Source organism: Aquabacterium sp. (assembly GCF_041915145.1).
Classification (GTDB): domain Bacteria; phylum Pseudomonadota; class Gammaproteobacteria; order Burkholderiales; family Burkholderiaceae_C; genus Aquabacterium.
Genome location: NZ_JAYSBZ010000033.1, coordinates 1 through 15624 on the forward strand (window position 1 = coordinate 1; position 15624 = coordinate 15624).

Consider the following 15624-nt stretch of genomic DNA (forward strand, 5'->3'; position numbering starts at 1 on the left):
TCCAGCAGCCCAGCGCCTGCAGCGTCTTGTGATCCAGCATCCCGTCCTCCCGCTTCTGCCGTTACCGGCATCAGCATAAAGAACGGCTCTCAGCTGCCCACGGAATTCTTCGATGAACCAAAAAAAACAGCCCGGCACCTTTGAAAAGGGCCGGGCTGCCTTGGGAGCCCAACGGGCGCTCCCATGATGCTCGTCAGCTTACTGAGCGCGACGGCGGCGGGCGACCGCGCCGACAGCCACCAGGCCCAAGCCGACCAACGCGTAGGTGCCGGGTTCCGGAACCGGCGGCGGCGTGTACGCCTTACCCGACACGCCAAAGCGCAAGGCCGGCGTGATGTTGATGTTGATCGAACCGTAGTCGAGCATCGTCAGGGCCGGACGCAGATACGGGTTGATGTTCAAACCATTGGCGATCATGTCAGCAGCACCCTGGGTCAGGGTCAGGTGATTCAGAGACTCGGCCAAGTGCAGACCGCCAGTCATCGACACCGACAACCCCTGAGCGATGTTGAAGTTGTAAATCACCATGCTCGTCTTGTTCGCGCCGTTGACCCACGTGTCGGCCGTCACCGTCTTCTTGCTGAAGTCGATCGACATGTTGCCGAGCGTCACGGTGTTCGAGCCCAGGGTCAGGCCCAGCGCAGCGCCCATCGATTGACCAGAGGTCGGGGTGATCGCTGGCGGCAGCAGGCTGATGTTCATCGTGGTGCTGGTCACCGGCAGATTGAACGACGTGCCGGTGCTGTCCAGCGAGGTGGAGGTGCCGAGTGCGGAACGCGTGATCCCCACGCCGTTGAGCGCTTGAACTGAATCGTTCGAGAAGGTCATGACGGCGTTGGCTTGCAGCGCGCTGGTGGGCAACGTGACCGTCAAAGCAGAGGCAGGCACAGCCGCTGCAATCAACAGTGCGGCAGCGCTCAGCTTGAACAGAGGGCTAGCTTGCATATTGGAAACTCCTAGATGTTGAATGTTGAGAAGCCTTTTTGTTTGGCCTCGCTCCGCATATCTTGACTATCGCGCTGCCAGTCTAAGCAATGGCCTCTTCGGCGTGGGGCAGGTTTCCCCCGATCAGGCACCCCGCACCTGAGGGGTGAGCCTCTGAATTGCTTCGCGTGTTGCCCCCTTGCGGGGCGGCACGCCGCATCACCGCTGCGGCTGCGGGCCGGTGCATGCAAAAAGGGCCGGATCGCTCCGGCCCTTTTGCTGACAAACAAAGCACTGCGCCTCAAATCAGAAGTCGTAGCCCACGCTCAGGGTCATGATGTAAGGGTCAAGCTTGGTGTCTTGCTTGCGCACATAGGTGCCCAGTGTGCCGCCACGATAGTTCTGCAACGCGGACAAACCATCCCACAAGATCTGCTTCCCAGATGTCGTGCTGAGGACATCGCGGTTCACCTCCCCAACGATGCCAGAAAAGTCCTGCAACACCGGTGAATTTGCTAACCCCCCCACAGTAGTTTGTGTAGTCATCGTGGCTGCGGTTTTCAATTTGACATAACCCAATTGCGCCGACAGATGCAGCTTATCTGTCAATCGATATTGCAACCCCCCAAACGGCCCTGCACCAAAAGCATTTTTCAATTTAACTTCCGTCGGCCCGCCAGAATATGTTTCCAACGTGGATGTAGCCTGGGTATCAAAAAACATGGCGTAGGTCACACCCAAGCCAAGAAAGGGCCGAAAATCGCTTTTCTTGTCCAGAAAGTAATAACTGAAAACAGCCGTCGGGGGCAGCTGCTTGGTTTTAATGATGGACTTGCCAGTTATATAGTTCTGCCGAACGCGCTGCACGACCCCCGAGTTATTGACCTCGGTAACCATCCCACCACCTTCAACGACGTTGTCGAAAGGCAAGGCAAACACATACAACTCAGTGGACCACTTTTCTTCCGGGTCGAGGAAGGCTCCGGCACTGATGGCCAACGAGCCAGCGCCCTTGGCCTCAGCGGAAATTCCGGTCGGCAAGCCAATGCCATTTACACCGTCTTGAGCCATTGCCGCGGACAAGGTTGAACCCAGAGCAATCGGATAAAAGGAATTATAGGTTGGGACAAATCCGCTACCCTTGCAGCCGTTAGCCGCCAGGCAATCTGCATCTGCCTTCGAAATCAGGGGGCCCGTCACATCTTTGGTCGGGCTGGTCTTGGTATTGGGCTTGATATAGATGTAGCTATATCGCATGAACTTGTGGTGCGCCGGCTCCAGTTTCAGCGTCAACCCCGTAGAGGCTTCCGATGTCGACATGTCTTCAGCATGAGCGCCCGACGCCCCCAGTGAGGCAACTAGCGCAGTCGCCAGTCCAATCTGCTTGAAACCCACCTTCACCTTCGATTCCATTGTTTTGTCTCCTGACGAGAAGCCTATTTGGCCGATTACCATATTTACCAGCGCGAACCCAGCCCGCAAAAACTCTGCAACAAGTTTGCGCGTGATTACCTCAAAAGCCCTACGCGCATGCAATTAGGGACTTACTGGGGAGGGCCCGTCTCATTGAGCCAACTCAAGTGCATCAAATGCGCGCGATACACTGAGCTTCCATAAAAAGAAACACCCGCGAGAAAACTCTCGCGGGTGTTTCTAGGCGATCAGAGCAAGCAATGGTGCCGCATACACAGCACCGTCACTTGAACTCCGATTACTTGGCGGCGCGGCGACGAGCCACGAAGCCCACAGCAGCCAGGCCCAGGCCCATCAGTGCGTAGGTCGAGGGTTCCGGAACAGGTGCGAACACGGCGTTCGTGCTCAGCGTGCCGTAGGTAGAAACGCCAGCGAGCACGCCTTGACCAATAGCGGTCAACCCCAGACCTTGAATCAGCGCAGCCTTGCCAGCGGCAGTGATGTAGAGGTTGTCAACCTTCGAGGAGAAGGTCGTACCGGTCACTGCGGTATCGCCGCTCACCGACGTAGCCGTCCACATCAGGAAGTGGGTTTGCGTGGCCAGACCGTTGGCGCCCGAGATATCGGCATACACGTTAGCGGTAGAGCCAGAAATCACCACGTCGAGGTTCTTGATGGTGACGTTGCCGCCATTGCCAGCAAAGTTCACCGGAGCGGTTTGCAGCGCGCCACCCGACGAGAACACTTCGGTCACAGTGTTCGAACCGTTGAGGGTGATGCCCGTCACAGTCGAGGTCACCGAACCACTTGCGTAGGTGGCACCGTCAACAGCCGACACCACGGTGCCGCCTGCGCCCAGAGCGCCGATCAGACCCGAGTCAAAAGCCAGAACGCCCGAACCCGAAACAAAGCTGTACGACTGAGCGAAAGCGGGAGCGGCAACCACGGCAGCAGCCAGAGCGGCCGACTTCAGAACTTGCGAAAATTTCATGTCTATCTCCACTAGATAGCAGACCTTTGATTTGCGATAGTCACTCCGCTAGGGGCGTCTACTTGCTCCCCCCGCGTAGCCAAGGCCTACGCCTTGAACTGCACTTGAACCGGACTCAAAACTCAGCCGGCGGCTGGCTTTGAACCTTGCAACCAACCTGCTGAATCGCTTCGGTTTGTTGGCTGCGAGTGAAGTCATTCTAGGGAAAGGTTTTTGCCAGCGGGGGGCTGTTTGCCCCCTCACCTAAAGGACGGGGAAACCCCCGCCGCCAGGCCCGATCCACACATTTCGCGACACGTTCGTGAACCTTGACACAGCCAGCCGCGTGCCCAGCGCCCGGAGCGCGCAGATTGGGTCAGCCCAGCGTCACCCGCGCGAACTTGCGCTTGCCCACCTGCACCACGTAAACCCCGGCCTCGACCTTGAGGCCGCGGTCGCTGATGGCAGCGCCGTCGATCTTGACGCCGCCCTGCTCGATCATGCGGTTGGCTTCGCTGGTTGACGGCACGAGGTTGGCCTGCTTGAGCAAGGCACCGATGCCGAGCGGGGCGCCGGTCAGCGTCACCTCGGGGATGTCGTCCGGCACGCCGCCCTTGGCGCGGTTGTTGAAGTCGGCCAGCGCGTCGTCAGCCGCCTTGGCGCTGTGGAAGCGCGTGATGATCTCTTGCGCCAACTGCACCTTGGCGTCGCGCGGGTTGCGCCCGGCATCGCATTCGGCCTTGAGCTTGGCGATGTCCTCGAGCGAGCTGAAGCTCAGCAGCTCGTAGTAGCGCCACATCAGGTCGTCCGAGATGCTCATCAGCTTGCCGAACATGTCGTTGGGCGCTTCGGAGATGCCGATGTAGTTGTTCTTCGACTTCGACATCTTCTCGACGCCATCGAGGCCCACCAGCAGCGGCATCGTCAGGATGCATTGCGCCTCTTGCCCGTACTCGGCCTGCAGGTGCCGGCCCATCAGCAGATTGAACTTCTGGTCGGTGCCACCGAGTTCGAGGTCGCTCTTGAGCGCCACCGAGTCGTAGCCCTGCATCAGCGGGTACAAGAACTCGTGCACGCTGATCGAGCTGCCCGAGTGGAAGCGGTCGTGGAAGTCGTTGCGCTCCATCATGCGCGCCACGGTGTAGCGGCTGGCGAGCTGGATCATGCCGCGCGCGCCCAGCTGGTCGCACCACTCGGCGTTGTAGCGGATCTCGGTCTTGTCCGGGTCGAGCACCAGGCTGGCCTGCTTGTAATACGTCTCCGCGTTGACCTTGATTTGCTCGGCCGTCAACGGCGGGCGGGTGGTGTTGCGGCCGGACGGGTCGCCGATCATCGACGTGAAATCGCCGATCAGGAATATGACCTGATGCCCCAGATCCTGCAGCTGGCGCATTTTGTTCAGTACCACGGTATGGCCCAGGTGAATATCGGGCGCGGTCGGGTCCAAACCCAGCTTGATTCTCAGCTGCGTACCCGTGGCCTCGGCGCGAGCGAGTTTCTGCACCCATTCGGCCTCGGGCAGCAATTCGTCGCAACCGCGCTTGCTGACCGCCAATGCGTGCAGAACACGATCAGTTACAGGATGTTTCACTACAGAAGACGCATTTTGCGTGTCCTGCACCGTGACATTGTTGGCAATGGGCTCGGTCATGGGCGATTACTGGGGGTTGTTTCGGGGCCGGTTTCGGCTTTTGAGGGGTCGACCGGCCGATATACTCCCGGCAACCCGAGGGCGCCCGACATTGTAGGGACTGCCGCCTTCGCACTACAGACACCATTGCGCTTCGGCCCAAAAAATCGAGGACTCCGATTTGAATCAGCCGCTTGAATTTCTGCTTCGCCTTGAGCGTCTGCTCAAGCAGCATCCCCGCCGCGTCACCGCCGCCGTCGTCGCCCTGCTCGCCGGCACCGCCGTCACCGCCTTTGGCGTGGCCCCGCTGGCCGCCGACACCGCCGTGCCGCCGCAACAGGTCATCAATGAAACCCTGCAGGCGCCCGCCGCGCTGCCCGGCGAGCTCGAAGCGCTGGAGTGGCAAGACCTGCGCCTGTTCCGCAACGACCTGACGCGCGCCACCGACACCGCCGACACGCTGCTGCGCCGCCTAGGCGTGGACGACGCGCAAGCCGCCGACTTCCTGCGCTCCGACCCGGTGGCCCGCAAGCTGCTCGATGGCCGCGCCGGCAAGATGGTGCAAGTCACCACCGACAACGGCAAGCTCACGCAACTGGTGGCCCGCTACGCCGCAGACGTGGCGGACATGCGCGACACGCACTTCAATCGCATCAGCATCGAGCGCGATTCCTTCGGCCTGAAGGCCAGGATCGAACTCGCCAAGCTGTCGGCCGAGGTCAAGATGGGATCCGGCACGATCACCAGCTCGCTCTACGCCGCCGCCGACGAATCGCACATCCCTGACGGCGTCACGTCGCAGATGGCCGAGCTGTTTGCCACCGACATCGACTTCCGCCGCGAACTGCGCAAGGGCGACACCTTCACGGTGCTCTACGAAGCGCTCACCGCCGATGGCGAGCCGGTCACCTGGTCGCAAAACAGCGGCCGCGTGCTGGCCGCGCGCTTCGTCAACGAAGGCAAGGTGCACGAGGCGATCTGGTTCCAGGAAGCCGGCACCAAGGGCGGCTACTTCGATGCCACCGGCCGCAGCAAGGCACGCATGTTCCTCGCGTCGCCGCTGGCCTTCTCGCGCATCACCTCGGGTTTCTCGATGCGCTTCCACCCGATCCTGCAGCAATGGAAGGCCCACCTCGGCGTGGACTACGGCGCCCCCATCGGCACAGCGGTGCGCAGCGTGGGCGACGGCGTGGTCGATTTCGCCGGTTGGCAGAACGGCTTCGGCAACGTGGTCTACGTCAAGCACGGCGGCGACCGCATGACCGTGTACGGCCACCTGAGCCGCGTCAACGTGCACAAGGGTCAGCGCGTCTCGCAAGGCGACAACATCGCCCTGACCGGCGCCACCGGCTGGGCCACGGGGCCGCACCTGCACTTCGAGTTCCGCGTCAACGGCCATCAGGTTGACCCGCTGACCATTGCCCGCGCCAGCGAATCGACCGCCATCTCGCCGCTGGCCCGCGCCCGCTTCAACCTGATCAGTCAAGAAGCGCATGCCCGCCTGCAAACGGGTACCGCCGTGGCCGGCACGAACCTGCGCTTCGAATAAGCGCTGGTCGCGTCGCTCAGACAGCCCGCCTCGCGCGGGCTGTTTTGTTTGCATCGCAGACTGCAAAACAGCGCAGCCGGGCATACTCGACCGCATGACTGAGCTCTACATCGGCTTGATGTCCGGCACCTCGCTGGACGGCGTGGACGGCGTGTTGGCGGCCTTCGAGCCCGGCGGGCCGGATGAAGCGACACGCATCGAGGTGCGCGCCCACGCCTGGCAGCGCTTCGACACTGATCTGCAAGCCGACTTGCTCGGCCTCAACACGCCGGGCGACAACGAGCTGCACCGCGCGGCGCTGGCCGCCAACAAGCTGGTGGGGCTGTACGCCCAGGTCACGCAAGCCCTGCTGCTGCAAGCCGGCCTCGCCGCCGGCGACGTGCGCGCGCTTGGCGCCCACGGCCAGACCGTGCGCCACCGCCCCGGCGAGTTCGACGGCACCGGCTACACCTGGCAGCTCAACAACCCCGCCCTGCTGGCCGAGCGCTGCGGCATCGACGTGATCGCCGACCTGCGCAGCCGCGACGTGGCCGCCGGCGGGCAAGGCGCGCCGCTGGTGCCGGCCTTCCACCAGGCGGCGTTCAGCCAACCCGACCGCAGCGTGGTCGCGCTCAACGTGGGCGGCATCAGCAACCTCACCATCGTGCCGGCGTCCAACCAGGCGGGCGCCACCGCCTGGGGCTTCGACTGCGGCCCGGGCAATGTGCTGATGGACCTGTGGAGCAGCCGCCACCTGGGCCGACCCTACGACAAGGACGGCGCCTGGGCGGCAAGAGGGCGCGTGATCGAGCCGATGTTGCACGACCTGCTCGCCGAGCCCTACCTGCGCCAGCCGCCGCCCAAGAGCACCGGGCGCGACCTGTTTCATGCCGACTGGCTGCAAGCTCAGCTCGACCGCCACCCCTGGCAGGACGCCGCCGACGTGCAAGCCACCTTGTGCGAGTTCACCGCGCAAGTCTGTGCCCGCGCGGTGCGCGAGCACGCGGCCGATGCATCCGAGTTGATCGTGTGCGGCGGCGGGGCGCTCAACCACCAGTTGATGCGGCGGTTGCAGGGCAACTTGCCCGGCCTGCGCGTGGTCACGTCCGAAGCCCATGGCCTGCCGCCCATGCAGGTCGAGGCCGCCGCCTTCGCCTGGCTGGCCCGCGCCTTTGTGCATCGCCAGCCGGCGAACCTGCCTCGCGCAACGGGAGCACGGGGGTTGCGCCTGCTGGGCGCGCTGTACCCCGCCTGAACCCAAGCCCGGCGAGGCAACAAAAAACCGCCCCGAGGGGCGGTTTTGCATCTCGGCCGAAACCGGCCTGGGACAGGCGATGCCTCAGGCCGAGAAGCTCGACCCGCAACCACAGGTGGTCGAGGCGTTGGGGTTCTTGATCACGAACTGGGCGCCTTGCAGGTCGTCCTTGTAGTCGATCTCGGCGCCCACCAGGTATTGCAGGCTCATGGCGTCGATCAGCAGTGTCACGCCGTTCTTCTGCATCTGGGTGTCGTCTTCGTTGGCGATCTCGTCGAACGTGAATCCGTACTGGAAGCCCGAACAGCCGCCACCTTGCACGAACACGCGCAGCTTGAGATCGGGGTTGCCTTCTTCAGCCACCAGCTCGGCCACCTTGGCGGCGGCGGCGTCGGTGAAGACGATCGGGGCGGGCATGTCGCCTGCGGTGGGGGCTGCGGTTTCGGCGGTTTGGGCCAAGGCACTCATGATGAACTCCGGTGAATCGTGAATCTGAAAACGAAGTGGATTAACTGTTGTTGGACGCGAGCTTGAGCGTCGGGCTGTCGCCGGTCTTCAAGGCGTGCAACTCACCTTCTATTGTCGCGCCTTGGTGCATTTCGAGCGCCACGTAGGTCACGTCGCCCTCGATGCGAGCCTTGGGTTGCAGCTCCAGCAGCTCCTCGGATGTTACTGGGCCGATGACCGCGCCATTGATGATGACATGCCCCGCCCTGACCTTGCCGGTGACCTTGGCTTTTTCGCTGATCACCAGCACGCTGCGTTCGCCGCCGGCTGCGGTGACGTCGCCCAGCACTTCACCGTCGATGCGCAAACCGTCGACGAAGCGCAACTCGCCGTGGATCACGGTGCCCTCACCCACCAGGGTGCGAATCGGCAGTTGGCGTTTGATTCCGAACATGGCTCTCTCCTGTTAGTTGGGGCCGCCGGCAAGCATTGCAAGGCCTGCCGAGGCGGGGAGGGTCTGCGATCTTAGAGCGGTTACAGCGCGATGCTCTGGGTGGCCCGCACACTGCCACTGGCATCGAGCACGCGCAACTGGATCTGCCTGATCACCGCCTGCGACGGGTAGGCTACCCGACCCTCGACCCGTTGATATTGCTTGAATTGCAGGCGACTCGCCTTGTTATCGACCAACTGCGACCAGGGTTTTCCGGCCATTTCACCGACTAGCGTGAGTTCATACCGCCCGGTGAACTCGGGCTGGGCGCGCCCCATTTGCTGCATCACCAGCAACTGAAAGCGCAGCTGCCCCGCCCCGGCCGATTCGGCCTGCAAGCCGCGCACGGATATCGCGTCGCTGGTACCAGCCGGCAGCAACCGCTCGAAGAAACCCAGATCCCCCTTGAGCGACAGGTTCTCGGCTTCCAGCGCCTTGACCTGCTCGGCCAGCTTGTCTTGCGCGGCGCGCTCGGCCTTGACCAGGCTGTCGGCCGAGTGGGCCACGGCCTGCGCCTTGTCGCGGTCTTCGCGCAGGTCGTTGACTTCTCGGTGCAGCCGATCGAGCTCGCGCTGCGTCTGCTCGGCATGGGGCTTCAAACCCGCCAGCGTCTTGCCGAACTCGAAGGCCCACAACGCCAGGGCAGCCGAGAAGCCCACCATCAGGGCCAGCGCCGCCCAGCGCAACGGCCAGGGCAAGTGACTGCGCACGATCATGCGCGGGGCGCTGATCGACAGGCGACGGCGAAGCAGCTTCCAGCGCATCGTGACGGGGCCTGCGTGGCGCCTTACGGCAGCACGGGCACGTGTGTCAGGCCCAGCGACTCGTCGAGGCCGCACATCAGGTTCATGCACTGCACGGCCTGGCCCGACGCGCCCTTGGTGAGGTTGTCTTCGACCACCAGCACCATCACGGTGTCGGGCTGCGGCTTGTGCACGGCGATACGCACGTTGTTGCTGGCGCGCACGCTGCGCGTTTCGGGCGCCGAGCCGGCGGGCAGCACGTCCACGAAGCGTTCGCCGCGATAGGCCGCCTCGAACACGGCCTGCAGGTCGGCCGCCTGCCCGGCGCTGTTGAGCCGCGCGTAGAGCGTGGAGTGGATGCCGCGGATGATGGGCAGCAGGTGCGGCACGAACAGGCAGTTGACGCTGGCGTCGCCCGCGATGGTGCGTAGCTGCTGGTTGATCTCGGGGCCGTGGCGATGGCCCTTGACGCCGTAGGCCTTGAAGTTGTCGGCCGCCTCGGCCAGCAAGGCATGCACCTCGGCCTTGCGACCGGCGCCCGACACGCCCGACGCGCAGTTGGCGATCAGGTGCGTCGGCTCGATCAGGCCGGCGCGCAGCAACGGCGCGAAGCCCAGCTGCACCGATGTCGGGTAGCAGCCCGGGTTGCCGATGATGCGGGCCCGCTTGATGGCCTCGCGATTGAGCTCGGGCAGGCCATACACGGCCTCGGCCAGCAGATCGGGGCAGGCGTGCGGCAGGCCGTACCACTGCTCGAATTCGGCCACGTCCTGCAGGCGGAAGTCCGCCGCCAGGTCGATCACCTTGACGCCCGCGCTCACCAGCTCACGCGCCTGCGCCATCGCCACCCCGTGCGGCGTGGCGAAGAACACGACGTTGCATTGGTTCAGCTGGGCCTCGTCCGGCGTGACGAACTTCAGGTCGACATGCCCGCGCAGGCTCGGGTACATGTCGGCCACCGGCATGCCCGCCTCCTTGCGCGAGGTGATGGCGCGCAAGCGCACCTGCGGGTGCTGGGCCAGCAGACGCAACAACTCCACCCCGGTGTAGCCCGTGCCCCCGACGATGCCGACTTCGATCATGACTGTTTCCTTCCAAGGCGCCCCGGGGCGCCAGATGTGCAAGCAAGAGGGGCGATTGTAAAAAACCGCGACGGCCCGCGTGAGTTTTCGCACAGCATCACACCGCTCATGCAGCCGCGACGTAACCGTGCGTGACACCCCCATCAAGCCGTCGCCACACCCGCCGATACACGACGGATAGCCGATCGGCGTCAGCCCCGCCTCGTTGCCCGCCCACCCATGAAATACCCCGCTCGGGCCGTTCGCCAGCCGCACGGAACGCAAGAAGTCGACTTGCTCACGCGCATTGACGCGGTGCTGGCGCATGGCTTCGCCGGGCTGCGATTTTCCGATCTGCTGGAGGACCGCTTTCAGGCCGACACCAGCGCGGCGCGCCTGCGACACCACCGCGTGTTCGGCGTGCTCGGCATTCTGCTGTTCGACTCCTTCCTGATCGGCGACAGCATGATGGTGCCCGACGTGCTGGCGCTGTCCGCGTGGCTGCGTCTCGGGTTGCTGACCCCGCTGTCGCTGCTGTCCCTGTGGTTCATCGGTCGCGTCGGCTCGACGACGCGCGAAAACCTCATCGGTATCAACGTGCTGATGATGGGGCTGGCACTGGTCATCATCATGACGAGCACGCGCAGCCCGAACGCGCAGCACTACTACGTCGGCATCCCGATGATCCTGCTGTTTGCCAACACCGTGCAGCGCCTGCGTTTCTGGCCGGCACTCGTCAGCACCGTGCTGCTGTTCGGCATGGTCGCCCTGGGACTGAGCCATGTCGCGGCCATCCCGTCCGAGGTGCGGCAAACATTCGTACTCGTCCTGGGCGCCACGGCGGTGATGACCCTGGCCGCGCTCTACAGCCTCGAACGCGACGAGCGTCGCGCCTACCTGCTGCACCTGCGCGAGGAAAGCCTGGCGCGCGAAGACCTGCTGACCCGCCTGCCCAATCGGCTCGCGCTCGAGGAATTCCTGCACGCCCGCCTGCGCGCCCCGCGCCACGACGCCACGCGGTTCGACTACCTGCTCTACCTCGACCTCGACCACTTCAAGACCGTCAACGACACCTGCGGCCACGCCGTGGGCGACCGGCTGCTGCGCGAAATCTCGGTGGTGATCCGCGCGCAACTCGATCGCAACGACTTCATTGCCCGCCTGGGCGGCGACGAGTTCGCCGTGCTGCTGCTCGACAGCGACGAAGCCGCGGCGCACGCGGCAGGCGAGCGCATCATCAAGGCGGTGCAGGACTACCGGCTGTCGCACGACCAGACCACCTTCGCCGTGGCCGTGAGCATCGGCACGGTGGCCATGGACCCGGCCCAATCGCGCCGGATGTCCGACGTGATGGCCTACGCCGACGTGGCCTGCTACGCGGCCAAGCACGCCGGTCGCGGCCGCCAGTTCCAATACAAGCACGACGACGCCGACATCGCGCAAGCCCACGGCACCATCGACTGGGGCCAGCGCCTGCGCCGGGCCCTCGACCAGGGGCGCTTTCGCCTCTACCTGCAACACATCGTGAACGCCCGGGGCGAGATCGAAGGGCACGAAGCCCTGATCCGGCTCGAAGGCGACGACGGCAACATCGTCCCGCCGGGGGCCTTCCTGCCCGCCGCCAAACGCCTGGGCCTGATGACCGCCATCGACCGCTGGGTCACCCGCGAAGTCTTTTCCATGCTGGTGAAGAACCCCGATCTGCCCGGCTACATCTCGGTCAACCTCGTTCCCGGCAGCCTGTCCGACCGACAGTTCACCGGCTGGCTGCTTTCGGCACTGCGCAGCCGCCCGGAGCTGGCCGGCAAATTGCGCTTCGAGATCACCGAAGTCGAGAAACTGCAGGTCGCCAGCGACGAGCTCAGCCTGATCGACGCCCTGCGCGCCATGAGCTTTTCAATCTACCTCGACGACTTCGGCTCCGGCTACGCCTCGTTCGAGCTGCTCAAGCGCATCCCCGTGGACGGCATCAAGCTCGACGGCACGGTGGTGCAGGACTACATGTCCGATCCGGTCGATCAGGCGCTGGTCCAGGCTGCCGTCACGCTGGCCTCGCGGCTCAATATCAAGCTCATTGCGGAAGGCGTCGAAACCGTCGACGTGCTCGACGCTCTGTGCGAACTGGGCATCAGCAACTTCCAGGGCTATCTGTTCCACAAGCCCGAGTCGTGGCAACAAGTGGCCAAAGACCATCACACCCACACGCCACTGGCCTCGCGCCCTAGCGTCGTCGTCACGCCCGAGGCAGCGCCGACCTTGCCGCGCCAGCCTGCGCCGCTGGACAGCCTGCGCGCCTGAGCATCGCACCCGCACGGCCAGCCGAGGCCACGCCGCAGCTCGTCCGGACAACAAAAAACCCGCCGGACCGAAGCCGCAGCGGGTTTGTTGCGCCGGCAGCGGATGAACCGCCACCTGAGCCCAGCCGGATCAGCGCTTGCTGAACTGCTTGCGACGACGAGCGCCGTGCAAACCGACCTTTTTACGTTCGACTTCACGAGCGTCGCGAGTCACGAAGCCGGCCTTGCTCAGCTCGGGCTTCAATGCGGCGTCGTAATCGATCAGCGCGCGCGTCACACCGTGACGCACCGCACCGGCTTGACCCGATTCACCACCACCGTGCACGTTGACCTTGATGTCGAACGTGGCCTCGTTGTTCGTCAGAGCCAGCGGCTGCTTGACGATCATGATCGAGGTTTGGCGGCCGAAATACTCTTGAACCGGCTTGCCGTTCACCGTGATCTGACCCGTGCCCTTCTTGATGAAGACGCGAGCGACCGACGACTTGCGACGACCCGTACCGTAATTCCAATTTCCGATAGTCATTGCCGCGTCCTCAGATTTCCAGCGCCTTGGGCTGCTGGGCGGTGTGGGGGTGGCTCGGACCCGCGTACACCTTGAGTTTCTTGATCATGGCGTAACCGAGCGGGCCCTTGGGCAGCATGCCCTTGACGGCTTTTTCGATCGCACGGCCCGGATGCTTGGCTTGCATGTCCTTGAACTTGGTGCCGTAGATACCGCCCGGGAAGCCCGAGTGACGGTAGTACACCTTGTCGTTGGCCTTGTTGCCAGTCACGCGGATCTTGTCGGCGTTGACGATCACGATGAAATCACCCGTGTCGACGTGCGGCGTATAGATGGCTTTGTGCTTGCCACGCAGACGGAGAGCAACTTCGCTGGCTACTCGTCCGAGCACCTTATCGGTGGCGTCAATCACAAACCACTCATGCTGCACCTCGGCCGGTTTGGCGCTGAAGGTAGTCATAAGTTGCTTTGAAATATCAAGTGAAGGCTTGAAACCTGCGGTCGGCGCCGCTTCTTGTACCCGATCAACCCGCGCAGCGAGTCGAGTCAGGATTTGGCGGCCTCTTAGGCAGGCAGCAGGCCAACTCAAGCTAGCCCGACTCCCTCAAGCCAAAGAAGGGAGAGCCGAATATTGTAGCTGACGTTCAGCTCTCGCCACAAGTTCTGACGAAACGTCACAACCAGGGGCATTTGCTGCATTGCACAATAAACACGTTGCGCAGACTTTCAGCTGATGTTCCGGTCGATTGCGCTCCTGGCGCCTTGCTTCAGCTTGCTGCCACGATTACGATCTAAGCGTTTACCCTGAATTTTCATGAATATCACGCAGTCCTCCGGCGAATTCGACCGCTTCGGCATCACGCCGAGTGGCGGCACGCCGCTGCCTGGGGGCAAACCGTGGTGGCGCAACTGGGTGCCGATCCGCACGCTGTCGGCGCGGCATCGCCCGCTGGTGCTGGCCCACCTGTTGCAACTGTCGCCTGAAGACCGCCACCTCCGCTTTGGCGCCACCACATCGGACGAGCAGATCAAACGCTACGTCGACGGACTGGACTTCGATTTCGACGAAGTGTTCGGCATTTACAACCGCCGACTCGATCTGATCGCCATGGCGCATCTGGCGTACACCCGCCCGGCACAGCTCAAAGGGCATCCGCCGCTGGTGGAGTTTGGCGTGTCGGTGCTGCGCGAGGCTCGCGGTCGCGGCTATGGCGATCGGCTCTTCCGCAATGCCATCTTGCGAGCGCGCAATCGCGGCACCGAGGCGCTGTTCATCAACGCGCTGACCGAGAACTCGGCCATGCTGAAAATCGCCATGAACGCCGGCGCCACGCTCGAATATTCGGGCCCCGATGCCGAAGCCTGGTTGCAGTTGCCGGTCGACACCGTCACCACTCACCTGGGCGGCGCACTCGAAGACAGCGCTGGCGAACTCAACTATCGCTTCCGTCTGCACAGTCAGCGGCTGACCGCCTGGCTGCGCAAGCGGCTCGACTGAGCTGACGAATCCGCATCGGCTTCGCGTTATCCCGCACAGCGACACGGTGTTGAGGGATTGGGTTGACCGTCAACCCCCGGTAACATTCTTCAGGTTGTAGCTTGGCAAGTCTGAGGATCGAACTTGATGTCGACGGCGATGTGGATGGCGGGCGCGGCCTTCGCGGCGGGCATGTTGTGCGCCTGGGTGCTGCGCCCGAAATACGACCACCGCAGACGCAAGACTTTGCCGAAGAACTGGCATCTGGCCGGACGCCCGGTGTTCAATGCCGACGAACGCGCGCTGTATCGCCGACTGGTGCAGACGCTGCCTGATCACGTGATCCTGGCCAAGCTGCCGCTGCTGCGCTTTTGCCAGGCCATGTCGCGCAAGGAATCATTGGTCTGGTACGACCTACTGCAACCCATGCACGTGGGCTTTGCGATCTGCGCCCCCAACGGCCGCGTGCTGGCGGCCATCGACGTGGATCACGGCGCGCTGTCGGCCCGCCAGAAACGCATCAAGACCGAAGCACTGCGCGCCTGCGGCGTCAACTATGTGCGTTACCAGGCGGACGACTTCCCGAGCGCCAACGATATCCGCCGCTGGATCTCCAGCGACGCGATGAGCCAGGCGCGCGACACCTCGCACGAGCATTCGGGCCCCAGCATCGCGGCGGCCGGCGCGCAGCTCGCCAACACGGTGCGCAAACGCCGCGCCGAGCGTGGCGCACGCTGGCAGGACTCCAGCTTCGCGTCCGACTCCTTCTTTGCCGCCGACAGCCGACTCGACGCCGCGCTCAGCGACCTCGACCCGATGGCGCGCCACACGGTGCCCCTCGAAGACGAGCCACCGCCGCGCCCGCGCACGGCTTGAGTCGG

15 protein-coding genes are annotated in these 15624 nt (G+C 63.7%); 5 read left to right on the forward strand and 10 right to left on the reverse strand.

Going from position 1 to position 15624, the window contains the following annotated elements:
* Window positions 1-198: 198 nt before the first annotated feature.
* The 4 genes from ACE3SS_RS08030 to tyrS all read right to left on the reverse strand — a co-directional run bounded on the left by ACE3SS_RS08030 (window position 199) and on the right by tyrS (window position 4958).
* Window positions 199-945, reverse strand: coding sequence for a PEP-CTERM sorting domain-containing protein (locus tag ACE3SS_RS08030; RefSeq protein ID WP_374592703.1), 747 nt, complete (start codon window positions 943-945; stop codon window positions 199-201).
* Window positions 946-1230: 285 nt separating this feature from the next.
* A complete protein-coding gene (locus ACE3SS_RS08035) occupies window positions 1231-2337 on the reverse strand; it encodes an OmpW family protein (protein WP_374592704.1) in 1107 nt (368 codons plus the stop codon).
* Between the two features lie 298 nt (window positions 2338-2635).
* Window positions 2636-3328, reverse strand: a complete 693-nt coding sequence (locus ACE3SS_RS08040; RefSeq protein ID WP_374592706.1) for a PEP-CTERM sorting domain-containing protein — start codon at window positions 3326-3328, stop codon at window positions 2636-2638.
* Between the two features lie 355 nt (window positions 3329-3683).
* Window positions 3684-4958, reverse strand: coding sequence for a tyrosine--tRNA ligase (gene tyrS, locus ACE3SS_RS08045; RefSeq protein ID WP_374592708.1), 1275 nt, complete (start codon window positions 4956-4958; stop codon window positions 3684-3686).
* 160 nt (window positions 4959-5118) lie between these two features.
* Here tyrS and ACE3SS_RS08050 point away from each other — a divergent pair, with 160 nt between their 5' ends.
* Together ACE3SS_RS08050 and ACE3SS_RS08055 are read left to right on the forward strand one after the other, a co-directional pair.
* Entirely contained in the window at window positions 5119-6486 is a 1368-nt protein-coding gene (locus ACE3SS_RS08050) for a peptidoglycan DD-metalloendopeptidase family protein (protein ID WP_374592710.1), read from the forward strand.
* 94 nt (window positions 6487-6580) lie between these two features.
* Window positions 6581-7720, forward strand: coding sequence for an anhydro-N-acetylmuramic acid kinase (locus ACE3SS_RS08055; protein ID WP_374592712.1), 1140 nt, complete (start codon window positions 6581-6583; stop codon window positions 7718-7720).
* A gap of 84 nt (window positions 7721-7804) precedes the next feature.
* On the opposite strand, the gene erpA is transcribed toward ACE3SS_RS08055, so the two are convergent.
* The 4 genes from erpA to argC all read right to left on the reverse strand — a co-directional run bounded on the left by erpA (window position 7805) and on the right by argC (window position 10485).
* Window positions 7805-8188, reverse strand: a complete 384-nt coding sequence (erpA, locus tag ACE3SS_RS08060) for an iron-sulfur cluster insertion protein ErpA (RefSeq protein WP_374592714.1) — start codon at window positions 8186-8188, stop codon at window positions 7805-7807.
* Window positions 8189-8228: 40 nt separating this feature from the next.
* Window positions 8229-8621, reverse strand: coding sequence for a polymer-forming cytoskeletal protein (locus ACE3SS_RS08065; protein ID WP_374592716.1), 393 nt, complete (start codon window positions 8619-8621; stop codon window positions 8229-8231).
* A gap of 80 nt (window positions 8622-8701) precedes the next feature.
* Window positions 8702-9424 (reverse strand): DUF6776 family protein, encoded by a 723-nt coding sequence (locus tag ACE3SS_RS08070; protein ID WP_374592718.1) that lies wholly within the window; start codon window positions 9422-9424, stop codon window positions 8702-8704.
* Window positions 9425-9447: 23 nt separating this feature from the next.
* Window positions 9448-10485: an N-acetyl-gamma-glutamyl-phosphate reductase gene (argC, locus tag ACE3SS_RS08075; protein ID WP_374592720.1), complete on the reverse strand. Its 1038-nt coding sequence runs from the start codon at window positions 10483-10485 to the stop codon at window positions 9448-9450.
* 219 nt (window positions 10486-10704) lie between these two features.
* On the opposite strand from argC, the gene ACE3SS_RS08080 reads away from it, so the two are divergent.
* Window positions 10705-12762 (forward strand): putative bifunctional diguanylate cyclase/phosphodiesterase, encoded by a 2058-nt coding sequence (locus ACE3SS_RS08080; protein WP_374592722.1) that lies wholly within the window; start codon window positions 10705-10707, stop codon window positions 12760-12762.
* A gap of 129 nt (window positions 12763-12891) precedes the next feature.
* On the opposite strand, the gene rpsI is transcribed toward ACE3SS_RS08080, so the two are convergent.
* Together rpsI and rplM are read right to left on the reverse strand one after the other, a co-directional pair.
* Window positions 12892-13287 (reverse strand): 30S ribosomal protein S9, encoded by a 396-nt coding sequence (rpsI, locus tag ACE3SS_RS08085; protein ID WP_374592724.1) that lies wholly within the window; start codon window positions 13285-13287, stop codon window positions 12892-12894.
* A 10-nt stretch (window positions 13288-13297) separates the two neighbouring features.
* The gene (rplM, locus tag ACE3SS_RS08090; RefSeq protein WP_374592726.1) at window positions 13298-13726 is read right to left on the reverse strand and encodes a 50S ribosomal protein L13; all 429 of its coding nucleotides are present in this window, start codon (window positions 13724-13726) and stop codon (window positions 13298-13300) included.
* A gap of 354 nt (window positions 13727-14080) precedes the next feature.
* Here rplM and ACE3SS_RS08095 point away from each other — a divergent pair, with 354 nt between their 5' ends.
* Together ACE3SS_RS08095 and ACE3SS_RS08100 are read left to right on the forward strand one after the other, a co-directional pair.
* Window positions 14081-14764 carry an N-acetyltransferase family protein gene (locus ACE3SS_RS08095; protein WP_374592728.1) on the forward strand — a complete coding sequence of 228 codons (684 nt, stop codon included), beginning with the start codon at window positions 14081-14083 and terminating at the stop codon, window positions 14762-14764.
* A gap of 126 nt (window positions 14765-14890) precedes the next feature.
* Window positions 14891-15619 carry a DUF2726 domain-containing protein gene (locus ACE3SS_RS08100; protein WP_374592730.1) on the forward strand — a complete coding sequence of 243 codons (729 nt, stop codon included), beginning with the start codon at window positions 14891-14893 and terminating at the stop codon, window positions 15617-15619.
* Window positions 15620-15624: the final 5 nt, after the last annotated feature.

Excerpts from the sequence above, each read along its gene's own strand:
- tyrS (WP_374592708.1), bottom strand. The coding sequence starts at position 4,958 with ATGACCGAGCCCATTGCCAACAATGTCACGGTGCAGGACACGCAAAAT.
- ACE3SS_RS08035 (WP_374592704.1), bottom strand. The coding sequence starts at position 2,337 with ATGGAATCGAAGGTGAAGGTGGGTTTCAAGCAGATTGGACTGGCGACT.
- ACE3SS_RS08070 (WP_374592718.1), bottom strand. The coding sequence starts at position 9,424 with ATGCGCTGGAAGCTGCTTCGCCGTCGCCTGTCGATCAGCGCCCCGCGC.
- rplM (WP_374592726.1), bottom strand. The coding sequence starts at position 13,726 with ATGACTACCTTCAGCGCCAAACCGGCCGAGGTGCAGCATGAGTGGTTT.
- ACE3SS_RS08100 (WP_374592730.1), top strand. The coding sequence starts at position 14,891 with ATGTCGACGGCGATGTGGATGGCGGGCGCGGCCTTCGCGGCGGGCATG.
- rpsI (WP_374592724.1), bottom strand. The coding sequence starts at position 13,287 with ATGACTATCGGAAATTGGAATTACGGTACGGGTCGTCGCAAGTCGTCG.
- ACE3SS_RS08030 (WP_374592703.1), bottom strand. The coding sequence starts at position 945 with ATGCAAGCTAGCCCTCTGTTCAAGCTGAGCGCTGCCGCACTGTTGATT.
- ACE3SS_RS08095 (WP_374592728.1), top strand. The coding sequence starts at position 14,081 with ATGAATATCACGCAGTCCTCCGGCGAATTCGACCGCTTCGGCATCACG.
- ACE3SS_RS08040 (WP_374592706.1), bottom strand. The coding sequence starts at position 3,328 with ATGAAATTTTCGCAAGTTCTGAAGTCGGCCGCTCTGGCTGCTGCCGTG.
- ACE3SS_RS08065 (WP_374592716.1), bottom strand. The coding sequence starts at position 8,621 with ATGTTCGGAATCAAACGCCAACTGCCGATTCGCACCCTGGTGGGTGAG.
- argC (WP_374592720.1), bottom strand. The coding sequence starts at position 10,485 with ATGATCGAAGTCGGCATCGTCGGGGGCACGGGCTACACCGGGGTGGAG.
- ACE3SS_RS08080 (WP_374592722.1), top strand. The coding sequence starts at position 10,705 with ATGAAATACCCCGCTCGGGCCGTTCGCCAGCCGCACGGAACGCAAGAA.
- erpA (WP_374592714.1), bottom strand. The coding sequence starts at position 8,188 with ATGAGTGCCTTGGCCCAAACCGCCGAAACCGCAGCCCCCACCGCAGGC.
- ACE3SS_RS08055 (WP_374592712.1), top strand. The coding sequence starts at position 6,581 with ATGACTGAGCTCTACATCGGCTTGATGTCCGGCACCTCGCTGGACGGC.